Here is a 14,090-nt window from a genome sequence, read left to right as displayed (position 1 = left end):
TTTTTATAACTTATCTTTGAATTCCTAAATTACACATTTCCACACCGATGGCTAAACGATCAGACTTAAAATCCATATTACTTATAGGTAGCGGTCCAATTATTATTGGACAAGCATGTGAATTTGACTACTCAGGTTCTCAAGCATTGAGATCACTGCGTGAAGATGGTATTGAAACCATACTTATCAATTCAAATCCTGCGACTATTATGACTGACCCTAGTATGGCAGATCATGTATACTTGCTACCGCTTAACACAAACTCAATTAGAAAGATTCTAAAAGAGCATCCACAAATTGATGCAGTGTTACCGACAATGGGAGGACAAACAGCTCTTAACTTGTGTATTGAAGCGCAAGAAAAAGGAATTTGGGAAGAGCACGGTGTAGACTTAATCGGTGTAAATATTGATGCTATTAATATCACCGAGGATCGTGAGAAGTTTAGAGAACTCATGGAAAAAATAGGTGTAGGTATGGCGCCACAAGCTACTGCTACATCATTCTTAAAAGGAAAAGAAATTGCGCAGGAATTCGGATTTCCTCTTTGTATAAGATCATCCTTTACTTTAGGTGGTGCAGGAGCAGCAATTGTTCACAAGGAAGAAGATTATGATGAATTACTACGTCGTGGACTAGAGGCTTCTCCTATTCATGAAGTAATGATCGATAAAGCCTTGCTAGGTTGGAAAGAATACGAATTAGAATTATTACGCGATAAAAATGATAACGTAGTAATCATCTGTGTTATTGAAAACATGGATCCTATGGGAATTCATACAGGTGATTCTATTACAGTAGCACCTGCTATGACCTTATCAGATCGTACGTATCAAAAAATGCGTGATATGGCTATCCATATGATGCGCAGTATAGGTGAATTTGAAGGTGGTTGTAATGTTCAATTTGCTGTTAGTCCAGACGAAAAAGAGGAAATCATTGCCATTGAAATTAATCCTCGTGTTTCTAGATCATCGGCGCTTGCAAGTAAAGCTACCGGTTATCCAATCGCAAAAATAGCTACTAAACTTGCCTTAGGTTATACTCTTGATGAGTTGAATAACCAGATCACTGGTAGTACATCTGCCTTGTTTGAACCTACAATCGATTATGTAATTGTTAAAATTCCACGATGGAACTTTGATAAGTTTGAAGGCTCAGACCGCACACTAGGCTTACAAATGAAAGCCGTAGGTGAGGTGATGGGAATTGGTAGATCATTCCAAGAAGCTTTGCACAAAGCAACCCAGTCACTGGAAATTAAAAGAAACGGACTAGGTGCCGATGGTAAGGGTTACCGTGACTACAACCAAGTGATTGATAAGTTGACCAATGCAAGTTGGGATAGGGTTTTTGCACTATATGATGCTATTGAAATGGGAATTTCTCTTTCACGTATTCATGAGATCACTCGTATTGACATGTGGTTCTTGCAGCAGTTTGAGGAATTGCACCAACTAGAAAAGGAGATTTCAAAGTTTGATATAAACACGCTTTCGCGAAAGCTACTCTTAGAAGCTAAACAAAAAGGATTTGCCGATAGACAGATAGCACACATGCTAGGTTGCCTAGAAAGTGAGGTATACAACAAAAGAGACGAGATGAACATTAACCGTGTTTATAAGCTCGTAGATACGTGTGCTGCAGAATTTCCTGCTATGACACCTTATTACTACTCAACCTTTGAGGCAGAGATGCAAACTGCCGATGGTAAGAGGTTTGCGCAAAATGAAAGTGTTGTATCGGATAAAAAGAAAATTATTGTATTAGGATCAGGTCCTAACCGTATAGGCCAAGGAATTGAATTTGATTACTGTTGTGTTCATGGTGTATATGCTGCTCAAGAATGTGGTTATGAGACTATCATGATTAACTGTAATCCTGAGACTGTGTCTACCGATTTTGACACAGCTGATAAGCTGTATTTTGAACCTGTATTCTGGGAACATATTTATGATATTATTCGTCATGAAAAGCCAGAAGGAGTTATAGTTCAATTAGGTGGACAAACAGCGCTTAAACTAGCTGAGAAACTGGATCGTTACGGTATTAAAATTATGGGTACAAGCTACGACGCGCTGGACCTAGCTGAAGATCGTGGACGTTTTTCAACCTTGTTAAAAGAGAACAACATACCTTATCCTAAATTTGATACAGCAACAACGCCAGATGAGGCCTTAAAAGTAGCCGATGAATTAGATTTCCCGATTCTAGTGCGTCCTTCATACGTACTTGGTGGTCAAGGGATGAAAATTGTGATCAATAAACAAGAACTAGAAGCACACGTTGTTGATATTTTAAGAAAAATACCTAATAACGTTCTTTTACTAGATCATTATCTAGATGGTGCCATAGAGGCTGAAGCAGATGCTATTTGTGATGGTGAAAATGTATATATCATAGGTATCATGGAACACATTGAACCATGTGGAATACACTCTGGTGATTCTAACGCTACATTGCCTCCTTTTAATCTAGGAGATCTTGTAATGCAGCAAATTAAAGATCACACTAAAAAAATCGCACTTGCACTTAAGACTGTTGGTTTGATCAACATACAGTTTGCAATCAAAGATGATACGGTTTACATTATCGAGGCTAATCCTAGAGCATCTCGTACAGTACCTTTTATTGCTAAAGCTTACGGAGAACCGTATGTAAACTATGCTACTAAAATAATGCTAGGAGAGAAAAAGGTTACTGACTTTGAATTTAATCCACAATTAGAAGGTTATGCGATCAAGCAACCTGTGTTTTCATTCAATAAATTTCCAAATGTAGACAAGAGATTAGGTCCAGAAATGAAATCAACTGGTGAGAGTATTTTATTTGTTGACAGCCTTAAGGATGACGAGTTCTACGATTTATATGCACGTCGACGTATGTATTTAAGTAAATAATATCAAATTAAATTAATTGATAAAGCCTTTGTTTGTTTGAACAAAGGCTTTTATTTTTAAATAATATGAGAAGCCATGTAACTGTAATTAAATCTGCAACTGTTTTGCTATTTCTATTGTTCCTTGTTCAATTACTTCATAGGCTTTTTCCTATGCCAGGATTAGATGTGATCTATGTAGATTGGAGCTGGATATTAATAAGTTTCTTGTTTTTGGGCAGTTATGCAGCTGTGGTTACTTGGATGTTATTTACAACCAGCACAAGCAAAAAAGTACTTTCCTCGTTGACAGTCTTAATATTAGGATTAATAGCATTGTGTTTTTGGTTGCACGAGGCAGAAGTAGAACTTAAAAAATCAGGTAGAAAATGACTAACGACAAAAAAGATAAAATACGCAAACACGCCAGTATTTTTAGAGGTTTAATTATTGCTTATTCCTTAGTTTTTGTTGCGTTTCTTATTGTAAAATTTGCAAAACCAGAGCTTTTATCTCAGGTTATGACGGGATACACGTTTAAGTGGTATTTTTTAAGTTTTTTGAGTTTACCTATCTCGTTTTATGGTGTTTGGTATGTTTTAAACCTTGCGCCTAACAGACAACTTACAAAAACTAATCAAGTCTTAGGTTTACTTTTTTTTGGAATTATAGGTATGTGGATAAGCTTTCCTTGGAAAAATAAATTAGAAAAGCAGATTAAGAGAGATGAGAAGAGGATTAAGTTAGATTAAGTGTTTTACTGATTAGACAGGATTTAAGGTTTTGATCGCGTTACAAACACGGTATTAATTGCGCACGCGTCACAGACGCGCGCGACGTGGCGTTACAAACTTATTATTTACAAACGTGTCATAGACGTACGCTGTATGGGAATATTTCACTAATCGCGTTTCCTCGTGGCGCGCGTTTGTAACGCGTGCCTTTAAACTTTTTTATTGGCAATGCGATTTCATTCAAACCATTTAGTAATTTCAACTGGACATTGTCCACCATCAATATAAGCACTTGCACTGCTATGAATCCACTCGTGTTCATTTCTTACATATCCAGCTGCAACAGGATTATAATGTATGTAATTAAAAGTTGCTTCTATTTTTCTATTGCGATCCATTATTTTAGGATGAAAACCGTCTTTCCATACTTTGTAATGAGTATGCCGTTTTGACTTTTTAGCAAAGAAAGAAAGAGTACTAAGCAACCATTCTGTTCTACTTTCTCCAGGCTCTTTTATAGCCTCGATAAATGATTTTGAGGTATACTTTTTTAAATCCCTTATAATGTCGTTGATGGGTTTGTTTTTAGTCCCTACAATCATATGGATATGACTGGGCATGATTACATAAGCATACACCACAAGACCTTTTTCCTTAATACAGTAATTCAGTGAATCTTCAAAAATATGGATATAGCGATCTCGTGTAAATAAATCGATCCATTGAATCACAGTTAGCGTTATAAAATAATTACCGTCTTGATCTCTAACCTTATACTTTTCTGACATCGTTTAAAAGTACAGAATATTTAGGGTTTAATTTAATTTCATGAAGTCGCATTGCAAATGCTCAGCTTAAAACGAACGCGTCGCAGACGCGCCTGACGTGGTTTTTTAGCAAAGAAAGAAAAAGTACGAAGCAACCATTCTGTTCTACTTTCTCCAGGCTCTTTTATAGCCTCGATAAATGATTTTGAGGTATACTTTTTTAAATCCCTTATAATGTCGTTGATGGGTTTGTTTTTAGTCCCTACGATCATATGGATATGACTGGGCATGATCACATAAGCAAACACCACAAGACCTTTTTCCTCAATACAGTAATTCAGTGCATCTTCAAAAATATGGATATAGCGATCTCGTGTAAATAAATCGATCCATTGAACCACAGTTAGCGTTAAAAAATAATTTTCGTCTTGATCTCTAACCTTATACTTTTCTGACATCGTATAAAAGTACAGAATATTTAGGGTTTAATTTAATTTCATGAAGTCGCATTGCAAATGCTCAGCTTAAAACGAACGCGTCGCAGACGCGCCCGTTGTGAAAGAGGATTAAGTTAGATTAAATCAACTCTCACTCCTCAACATTTTCAATGTAAATCCTCCCATAATTACAATGGCTACTATCATAAGAATCCACAGCCACAATTTGTTTTCAAATAAGCCATTTTCTTCTACCATTGGTTGATTGGGAATGATTAAAATTTCTTCTCCTAAGGATAATGAGGTGAGTTCTTCAGGAATGTTGTCTTTAAATTTTTCAATATCATAGCTAGGTAGTTGATCGTTTTCTTTACCATAGGCGAGAAAAAAATCGGCTTCCTTTGTAAATCGAGCTAACAAATAATCTCTAAATCCTGATACGTTAAAAGAGTCTACGTATAAAGGTTCATTGTTGCCGTTATAAATGTTTAATCGCATCTTTTTACAAGTGGTTGCTGGAAAGGTATAGGTATTATCGCTACTAGAATCTAAAACACCTGTGACTAAGGTGGCATACTGATAGCGATAACCATCATCTAATTTTACACTATCAGCTAAATATTCTAGCTTAAAAGGACGGTAGTAATCGAAATTTGATTTAATGTTAATAAGAACTCTACTTATGCGCGCAGTATTATCCATCTCAGCAAATACGAGACTTTCATTGGAATTTGTTGTTTCCTTTTTTGTGATTGTTGATGGGTATGAGATGTTCTCTCCTTTTTCTACTTCAAAACGTCTTAATCTCGCTCGGTCTAGCTCTGCTTTATCTATGTTTTTAACTAACACTCGATAGTATTGATATTCACTAGATTCAAAATGCAATTGACTATATTGATAAGTAACCTGTTTGTTTTTAATACTAGTAATTCTATAATCGTCTAGTAAAGTATACCATTCTTTTTGGTCATTGCTAGCATCTAGTTGAATCTTCCAATCAAAGTTTGTCTCAATAAAATCTAGATGTATTTTATTTATTACTTGTGCGTCCTCCAATTTAAAAGTAAAGAAGATACCATCTTCATTTTTGGTTTGATTGATAAGTTCAAAAGCAAGATCTCTATTTACTTTTTTACTAGCGCTTGAATGCATTAAAAATGGAACCTGCGTTGTATCTGTTTTAGAAACTCCATAAATACGCATATCAGACAATCGTTGATTGAGATGCTTATACATTTCTGGCTTTAGATTTATTTTGTGCCAACTATCCGTCGGTTGCTCTATTCTGCGCTTATACTCATAAGTATGGAGTTGAGCAAAAGTCAATGAGGCTATAAAAAGAAAGAGAAATGCCAGTTTATTCTTCTGATTCATCTGTGATTTGTTTATTGAATTTATTGTACAAGAAGGATGCAATCAGCATCAAAGCTCCTATGCTTATAAATACTATAGTTTTAGAAATGGTGTTCAAATAGGTGAGGTCGTAGAAAAACAATTTTACCAGTGTAAGTCCAAATAAGGTTATGGCAGTGATTCTAATGTATTGTTTGCGTTTCCAAATTCCTAGAATTACTAAACCTAATGAATATACAGCCCACAGAATACTTAAACCCAACTTGTAGTTATTGCTTACTCCAGCAAAATCCATCCAGTGCAATAATTCACTGCTCAAAATCCATAGAATAGTAGTGTGTACAAACAAAACTATGGGCTTAGCAAAGGCTTTACCTAGGTAGTTTTCCTTATAATGTAATCGTATAAGGTAATGCAGTAATACAGCTGTAGTGATTCCTAGATACCTCAAATTGACCTGCCATAAAGAAATACTGGTATAACCATCCTTAACTCTATCTAAATAGGAATCCCTAAGCTCACTGAAGTTCCATAATCCTGCTATCAGGAGCACAAGAATAGAAAATCCTATAAACCCACAATTGACTTGGCCAAGTATTTTGTTTTTAATCCATTTTAAATTAATTCCTGCTAGTAAAGCCACAAATCCAAACGAATAAAACAAAAGCCAAGTGTCATGTAGTAAAGTTACATTTCTATCATAGCGTGTACCACCATACAAGGCTGTGAGCGTTTTGCTTGATATGTTACGTGCATGTTCCCAGTAAATATCAATTTCAACTTTAAAAATTACATAAGACATCATTATTAATAATGATGGTAAAACATAATGCATTACGTGAAAGAATCCAGTAATTGTGAATTCTGGAATCGCTCGCTTTTTATTAAAGTAGAGATAATTGATGCTACCTAATCCTATTATATAAAACAATCCTGTAAAAAAGGTAGTATGCCACAAAGCTTTCAAATTTGAATCATAAATCTCACGGTTAAGTTGATCCCAGTCTTCAATCAAACTGAAGGTTGCTAGAATAATAATCGCGTAAGCTATTTTTTCATAGGGAGCAATATTTTTAATTCGCCCTATTGCAAAAAGAACAGCAGCAAGAACTGTCCATGATACAGTTACCCATTCACCATCGAGCTGAACAGGAATTGCAAGGGTAATAAAACTTAACACTAGGGCAGCTACCAAATAAAATAGATTGTTAGAAGCTAATTGCTTCTTATGGATTATAACAGCAACTATAAAGTGAATTACAGCATTTAATAGTGTGAATAATCCAGTAAAATCCCTTGTACTTGAATGGGACTCTAGGAGTAAATAACCGGTCGCAAAAAACAATAACGAATTCGCCAGTAGCATGACAATATCGATTACCGTATACACTTCTTTTTGTACCAGTTTGTAAACGATAAACATCGTATAAAAGGTGAGAAAAATAAGACTAGAAAAGAACAGAGCTTTACCTAGGTGATCGTTTACGTCATAGCTGGTTATTGACCAAGTTATAAAAATGAGCCACGTAGCGCCAAAGGCGACATAGTAAAGTGATTTCCATTCCTTTTTAAAGGCAATGGCAAGAATTCCAAAATTAATAAGAGAAATATAACTAAACAGTATCGCCATCCTACCAGAACCATCACTTAAAAAAAAAGGTACGGCATAGGCGCCTATAAGTCCTAAATGTGCGATAATAGAGCGGTCGTATTTAAGTGCTGTGATTACGGTAAATAGGGTAAATAAGGCCATCAAAATAAAGGCGACCGATTGGGAATATAAATGGTAGAAGCTATACCCAGAAAAGGTGACAAAATACATCACACACATCGCACCGCTTACTAGCACCGCACTGTATGGTTCGTATTTCTTCTTTAACTTAATTCCGATTCCCAGTAACGAGATACCAGTGATATAACCTAGAATAATTCTAGTAAGTGGGCTTATCAGGTTATTTTCAATTGAATACTTTACCCCAATAATTACCCCAATAATTGTGATTAAAATACCGATTTTATTAAGCAGATTTTCTCCTACAAATTTTTCTAGGCTGTTTGTTGAGGTTTTTTTATTCTCATCATTAAACCTATCATTAACCTGTGGATCTAGCTTGTCAAATTTTTTTATTGGCTGTTCGGTTGAGGTTTGTTTTTTCTCAACGGTTTCAGTTAATTCTGATACAGGTTTAGGTTGTTGTTTTACTGGTTGATCCTGAGATTCCTGTACCAAGCTGTCCTTCTTAAAAGCTTGAATTTCCTCACGTAACTGCTTCATGTTGCGTGCATACTCTTCTTGTTTCCGCTCTAGATATTGCAGCTTGTAAATAAGGTCATTAAGTCGGTCGTTGCTCATAAAAGGAAGTCTTGGTTAAGCCAGTATTTAGGGTGAAGGTAATCATTTATCCACAACCTTGGTATAAGAAAAGTCTTTACTAAAATTCTATAAATCCTAAGGAGTGAGTAGATCGATTGATTGAAAGGTGTTGGTGAGATTACGCTTTCGCGAAAGCGTAACAAATATTATCTTACCATTTTTAAATTCAGATCATGAGAATATTAATAGCCTTTTTGTTCACTGCTCAATTATTTACAGCCCAAAATGTAGATCTTAAAGAAATAGATAAGTATATCACTAGCACTCAGAAGGAATGGGATATACCTGGTTTGAGTGTGGCTATTGTAAAGGATGGAGAAATTGTATTTGAAAAGGGATACGGTGTTATGGAAATAGGGAAGAAACAGAAGCCCGATGAGCACACCTTATATGCCATTGCCAGTAATACCAAGGCCTTTACAGCAGCTATTATTGCTCAGTTAGTTGAGGAAGGAAAATTAGATTGGAACGATAAAGTTCAATCTTACTTACCTTACTTTGAAGTGTATGACCCTACCATTAGTCGCATGGTAACCATTAAAGATTTACTGAGTCATAATGTGGGGTTAGGTACTTTTTCTGGCGACGCTATTTGGTATAAAAGCGAATTATCTACCGAAGAAATAGTAAAGAGAATCAAATTTGTACCACAAGCGTATGAATTTAGGGATGGATATGGATACTCTAATTTGATGTTTATAACAGCAGGCGCAGTGATAGAAAAAGTAACAGGTAAGTCTTTTAAAGATAATGTTACCGAGCGTTTTTTAAAACCTCTAGAAATGGATGACACTGTAGTAAGTGTAAATGATTATGGTTCTAATAGCAATGTAGCGACACCTCATGGTAGATCTGGTAATACTAATTATAAAATCGATCACGTTGCTTGGGATAATGTAAGATCTACAGGTGGTTTGATTTCTAGTGTTCACGATATGGGTAAATGGATGATATTTAACATGAATCATGGGGTTTATAAAACCGATACCTTATTTAATAAAAACAATCGCAATAAAATGTGGAGTTTACAAAACTCACTTGAGGTGAATCAAGTAAATCGCAATGGTAGAGGTCAGGCTTTTAACGGTTACGGTCTAGGTTGGTTTATCACAAATTATAAAGAGCATTTTCAAGTAGGCCATGGTGGTGGATACGATGGTATGATATCTACAGTTCAAATGTTACCTGATGAAAAACTGGGCGTTGTGGTTTTAACAAACGGAGTAAAAGCTCCAACTAATGCTATTGCTTATTATGTTTTTGATAGGTTTTTAAACAGGCCGATGAAGGATTGGAGTAAAGAAATGCTTAATGGCTATAATAAGTGGAAAGCTAGTGATACAAGAATTGCAGATAGAAAGGCCGCTCGTGTTAAAAACACAACGCCTACTGTTACTAAAGAAGAGTTGATGGGTACTTATCATACTCCGGCTTATGGTAATTTTTACGTAAAGGAGGAAAACGGTGAGCTACAATTGATCTGGGAACACAGCCCTTTACTATCAAGTACCTTGTCTCATTTCAATTACAATGCTTTTGAAATGAAGTGGGATCATCCACAGGTCTGGTTCAGTTTTGGAACTGTGAATTTTGAAACCGATGCTTATAATAACGTGATCGGTATTTCATTTGATGTCCCAAATGACGATTTCTTTATGGAAGAACTTAATGCAAAGAAGGTAAAATAAAGCTTATTTTTTTTCTAAAACCGCGTTTACAGATACATTAATTTCATTAGCGATTTTATTACTAACAATAGAAGGGATTTCAATATTAAATCGCTCTGGTAATAAGGTGAAGTTAGCTGTTAGCTTTACTTGCTCGCCGCTTTGGGTTAAATTAACTGGAAACTCTAATAGTTCTTTTTTCCCGTGTAATTCTATGGTGCCATTAAAGGTATATTCATGCAAAAGCGCATCATCAAGTGCAGTAGAGGAGAACTCTGCCAAAGTCCCTTTTAAAACAGCTTTAGGATAGGTATCACTTTCTACATAATTCTCATTAAAGTGCTCTTCCATAAGTGCAATGGGAAATTTAAAACCTCTAAGTAGTACAAGTGCGGCTAGCTCTCCAGATTTAACATCCAGTACAATGGTGGCATTATTGTTTATAGCCTCAACAGGCTCAAAGCTAGGAACGCTGGCATTAAATTGAACTTGTCCTGTTCTAGTTAAAAACCGTTCTCTTTGAAGATTTACCAGTAGAAATAAAGTTACCGTTATTAAAAGCGTGAGATTTTTCATGATGAATTAATTTTCTATGAATCCACCATCTCGCCATCTTAGGACAAGGTCTATAGAAGATTGAGGTAAACCATTTGTTCCTTGTGGCATTAATAATGGATCGCCAGGTTGTCTGGTTATCCTATCTATAAGAGTACCGTTTTCGGTACTGTTACGTACTTGGTCATAAGTTTCCAGTCTTAATCCACCACTAGGAGCAGCATTTTGATGACAACTCACACAAGAGTTTTGCATGATTGTAATTATGGAACCATCATAAGTTACAACCTGTGGTTGTGGATCATTTTGCATTTCTTCAAAATCATCTGGACTTGTTTCACTACAAGATGATATAAATAGGGGAATAAACAAAAAAGTAAGAAAAAGCCTCATTAAAATATATTGAATTCAGTATAAATATAAGTATATATTAAAAATGACAAGAATTTTTTATAATATTGATAATCATTAAAGTTAATTTGTTTATAGTTTATCAATTTGAATAGAAAATACTTATACATATTTCTTATTCTGCTTGTACTTGTTGGAGTCCTCAGTTACAATTATGTTTATCAGGATCATAAGGATATAAAGAATGAAACTGCTTCCATAAAGTTAAATTCTCAAGATTTAATTTTAATGCTCACTGATGATGACCTAGAAAACGATAAATTAATTCTGGATCAAGTTATAGAGGTTACTGGTGTAGCAACAGATAAAGCGGCACAAGAAATGACATTAGATTTTAATGTTTTCATTCAACTCGCAAACCCAACTAAATTTCCTCTTAATCACACTTATACAGTAAAAGGTCGATGCATAGGTTACGATGATCTTTTAGGAGAAGTAAAAATCGATCAAGCATACATTCTTAACCCTCAAAACTCAAATGATCATGAAAAATAATTACTCTTTTTATTCGATTTTAACAGCAATACCGGTAGCGCTGCTATTATTAGTAGGTTTTACTGGTGGGCAAACAGGTAATTTTTCTGGTTCGCCAGGAGATAACAATCAAAATTGTACCGCATGTCACGCGCCAGGAGCAAATCACGGTGGAAGTGCAGCATTAAGTGGTGTACCAGCTACATATAATGCAAATCAAGCCTATAATTTAAATCTAGCCATAACAGGATCATCAGTTTCAAAATTTGGTTTTAACATTACAGCAGAAGATGATAGCGGTAACAAAATTGGAACTTGGACCATAGGAACAGGTAGTCAATTGAGATCAGGTGGATCAGGATTGACTCACACAGCAGCAGGATCTAGTCAAAACAACTGGAGCTTCAATTGGACAGCGCCAGCAAGCGATGTAGGAGCGGTAACTTTTTATTATGCAGCCTTACAAGCAAACGGTGCTAGTGGTAATAGTGGTGATCAAGTAATTACAGGATCCTCAAATGCTGTTCTTACTACCATTGATAGTAAGTTATCAGACTTTACTTTATATCCTACGCAAGTAATGGATAAAGTAAGCATAGCCCTAGAAAATGCAAGTGCAGCTCAAATACAAGTTTATAACATGCAAGGTAAACTTGTTCTAGAATCAAAAATTCAGGATCAAAATGAATTAGATGTAACTCATTTGTCTAGTGGTATCTACATTACTCGTGTAATGGTAGAAGATGCAGTGTCTGTTGCAAAATTTGTTAAATATTAATAGTGCTTGATCCGTATTGTAAGTATTACAAACACCTCTTTAAAGAATGAACAAATTTCTACTTTTATTACTACTACCTTTTTTTGTTACCGGTCAAGATGATCTATTAGATGGACTAGACATTGAAGACGATAACCAAGTTACCAGTACTTGGAAGTCTCTTAAAGTGGTAAATTTTGAGACCACCAAATTGGTTGCAAAAAATGAGTTTCAGGTTATAATATCTCACAGATTTGGTAGTGTAGAAAATGGAATAGACGATCTTTTTGGACTTGACAACGCCGTGACCAGATTTCAATTTGTGTATGGAGTAACCGATTGGATGCATCTAGAAGCAAGCCGTAGCGGATTCAATAAAACATACCAACTAGCTGGTAAATTCAAACTCAAATCACAAGAAAAGCAGGGATTTCCCTTCACTATTTCTTTATTTACAGCAGCAGATTTTTACAGCGCCTTAAATGAAGAACTTTATCCAGGTATTGAATTTATGGACCGCACCGGTGCTACTTTACAATTTATCGCTGCCCGTAAATTCTCTGATCGTTTTAGTGCACAAATTAGCCCGACTCTTTTTCATCAAGGCTTCGTTCCGGTTGATGAACAAGATAACACTCAATATGCCCTTGGAGTAGGAGCTAGGTATAAGTTGTCTAATAGATGGAGTATAAATGCCGATTACGGCTATCATTTAAACCGTGCTAGTGAGAACAATTTTGTTAATCCATTAAGTATAGGAGTTGATTTGGAAACAGGTGGACACGTTTTTCAAATGCATTTTACAAATGCCCAGCCTATGTTGACCAATAACTTTTTGAGCGGTGGCACAGGCGATTGGACCGAAGGTCGTTTTTATTTTGGATTTAACTTGGTACGAGTTTTTTAGAAAGTAAGTGACTATTCACGCTTTCGCGAAAGCGAATCAACCACATGAAAGAAAAAGCGTAAAACTGATTGTTTCACATAAGTAAAAGCTATAGCATGAATTGTTTGTATTTCAATTTATGACTTATAGCTTAATTTTTTTATTGCAGAAAAAGCTTTGTCAACCATGTGATCTTCAACAAGTACACTGAACTCATTTGTAGTAGAGATTACCTCGTATAACGAAATACCTTCCCAAGCAAACCTCTTAAATATTTGGTAGTATAGACCTGGGATTTTAGTATTAATTTCAGGTAATCCGATACTTATCGCGCATAAATTTTCTTGAAGTCCAATAAGATGTTCATTAGTAAAATGCTTTTCAATTTTTTGCTTTTGACTGGCAGAAATCACTAGATTACTCTCATGTGTACCTCTGGAAAAGCCATAAAATACATTCGTCTCTATGGATGATATCATCTTACTATGGCTTATCATTAATGTGCTTGAGTTTTGAAACGTATAGTCAACCAGATTTGAGCGCACTGTTATATCACCTAGATTTTTTAAAACCGTTTTTAATTTATTAGAGTGTCTTAAATTGTTGGGTGGATTATAACGTCTTAATGCCATCATTACTGCTCCTGTCTTGATAGGTTTCCTCAGCATATCGCTTATAGGTTCTCGTAGCTCTTCAGCAAGTGCTGAAAAGTTGATTATACGTCTGGCAAGTGCTTCTTCTAAAAAGGGTTGTGTGAGTAATATCTCCTCAACACATTCTGATACAGTTTTCATTTT

General features: G+C 35.4%; 14 protein-coding genes. 7 read left to right on the top strand and 7 right to left on the bottom strand.

Annotated features, from left to right (window positions below; translation table 11 throughout):
• Nucleotides 1-47: 47 nt before the first annotated feature.
• The 3 genes from carB to AAT17_RS02990 all read left to right on the top strand — a co-directional run bounded on the left by carB (nt 48) and on the right by AAT17_RS02990 (nt 3,630).
• Nucleotides 48-2,900 (top strand): carbamoyl-phosphate synthase large subunit, encoded by a 2,853-nt coding sequence (gene carB / locus AAT17_RS03000; RefSeq protein ID WP_060522887.1) that lies wholly within the window; start codon nt 48-50, stop codon nt 2,898-2,900.
• A gap of 65 nt (nt 2,901-2,965) precedes the next feature.
• Nucleotides 2,966-3,271, top strand: a complete 306-nt coding sequence (locus tag AAT17_RS02995; RefSeq protein WP_060522886.1) for a hypothetical protein — start codon at nt 2,966-2,968, stop codon at nt 3,269-3,271.
• Nucleotides 3,268-3,630, top strand: a complete 363-nt coding sequence (locus AAT17_RS02990; RefSeq protein ID WP_060522885.1) for a hypothetical protein — start codon at nt 3,268-3,270, stop codon at nt 3,628-3,630. Before AAT17_RS02995 ends, AAT17_RS02990 begins: the two co-directional genes overlap by 4 nt.
• A gap of 218 nt (nt 3,631-3,848) precedes the next feature.
• On the opposite strand, the gene AAT17_RS02985 is transcribed toward AAT17_RS02990, so the two are convergent.
• The 4 genes from AAT17_RS02985 to AAT17_RS02970 all read right to left on the bottom strand — a co-directional run bounded on the left by AAT17_RS02985 (nt 3,849) and on the right by AAT17_RS02970 (nt 8,522).
• Entirely contained in the window at nt 3,849-4,400 is a 552-nt protein-coding gene (locus AAT17_RS02985; protein ID WP_060522884.1) for a transposase, read from the bottom strand.
• A gap of 38 nt (nt 4,401-4,438) precedes the next feature.
• Nucleotides 4,439-4,837, bottom strand: coding sequence for a transposase (locus tag AAT17_RS02980; protein WP_060522883.1), 399 nt, complete (start codon nt 4,835-4,837; stop codon nt 4,439-4,441).
• A 123-nt stretch (nt 4,838-4,960) separates the two neighbouring features.
• Nucleotides 4,961-6,190, bottom strand: coding sequence for a hypothetical protein (locus tag AAT17_RS02975; protein WP_060522882.1), 1,230 nt, complete (start codon nt 6,188-6,190; stop codon nt 4,961-4,963).
• Nucleotides 6,174-8,522, bottom strand: coding sequence for a DUF2339 domain-containing protein (locus AAT17_RS02970; protein WP_060522881.1), 2,349 nt, complete (start codon nt 8,520-8,522; stop codon nt 6,174-6,176). The genes AAT17_RS02975 and AAT17_RS02970 overlap by 17 nt, the downstream gene beginning before the upstream one ends.
• Before the next feature lie 194 nt (nt 8,523-8,716).
• Here AAT17_RS02970 and AAT17_RS02965 point away from each other — a divergent pair, with 194 nt between their 5' ends.
• Nucleotides 8,717-10,231 (top strand): serine hydrolase, encoded by a 1,515-nt coding sequence (locus AAT17_RS02965; RefSeq protein WP_060522880.1) that lies wholly within the window; start codon nt 8,717-8,719, stop codon nt 10,229-10,231.
• 3 nt (nt 10,232-10,234) lie between these two features.
• On the opposite strand, the gene AAT17_RS02960 is transcribed toward AAT17_RS02965, so the two are convergent.
• Together AAT17_RS02960 and AAT17_RS02955 are read right to left on the bottom strand one after the other, a co-directional pair.
• Complete coding sequence (locus tag AAT17_RS02960; RefSeq protein WP_060522879.1) at nt 10,235-10,786, bottom strand: YceI family protein; 552 nt, start codon at nt 10,784-10,786, stop codon at nt 10,235-10,237.
• 6 nt (nt 10,787-10,792) lie between these two features.
• Nucleotides 10,793-11,158, bottom strand: a complete 366-nt coding sequence (locus AAT17_RS02955) for a c-type cytochrome domain-containing protein (RefSeq protein WP_060522878.1) — start codon at nt 11,156-11,158, stop codon at nt 10,793-10,795.
• Between the two features lie 105 nt (nt 11,159-11,263).
• On the opposite strand from AAT17_RS02955, the gene AAT17_RS02950 reads away from it, so the two are divergent.
• The 3 genes from AAT17_RS02950 to AAT17_RS02940 are packed head-to-tail and all read left to right on the top strand — an operon-like array spanning nt 11,264 to nt 13,314.
• Nucleotides 11,264-11,671: a hypothetical protein gene (locus tag AAT17_RS02950; RefSeq protein ID WP_060522877.1), complete on the top strand. Its 408-nt coding sequence runs from the start codon at nt 11,264-11,266 to the stop codon at nt 11,669-11,671.
• Nucleotides 11,661-12,428, top strand: coding sequence for a choice-of-anchor V domain-containing protein (locus AAT17_RS02945; protein WP_060522876.1), 768 nt, complete (start codon nt 11,661-11,663; stop codon nt 12,426-12,428). The genes AAT17_RS02950 and AAT17_RS02945 overlap by 11 nt, the downstream gene beginning before the upstream one ends.
• Before the next feature lie 46 nt (nt 12,429-12,474).
• The gene (locus AAT17_RS02940; protein ID WP_060522875.1) at nt 12,475-13,314 is read left to right on the top strand and encodes a DUF5777 family beta-barrel protein; all 840 of its coding nucleotides are present in this window, start codon (nt 12,475-12,477) and stop codon (nt 13,312-13,314) included.
• A gap of 116 nt (nt 13,315-13,430) precedes the next feature.
• Here the strand turns inward: AAT17_RS02940 and AAT17_RS02935 are convergent, their stop codons facing one another.
• Nucleotides 13,431-14,087 carry a hypothetical protein gene (locus tag AAT17_RS02935; RefSeq protein ID WP_060522874.1) on the bottom strand — a complete coding sequence of 219 codons (657 nt, stop codon included), beginning with the start codon at nt 14,085-14,087 and terminating at the stop codon, nt 13,431-13,433.
• Nucleotides 14,088-14,090: the final 3 nt, after the last annotated feature.

This window comes from Nonlabens sp. MIC269 (genome assembly GCF_001430865.1).
GTDB classification, from domain to species: domain Bacteria; phylum Bacteroidota; class Bacteroidia; order Flavobacteriales; family Flavobacteriaceae; genus Nonlabens; species Nonlabens tegetincola.
Note: the sequence above shows the minus strand (reverse complement) of the source record. Positions and strands in the feature narration are given on the sequence as shown.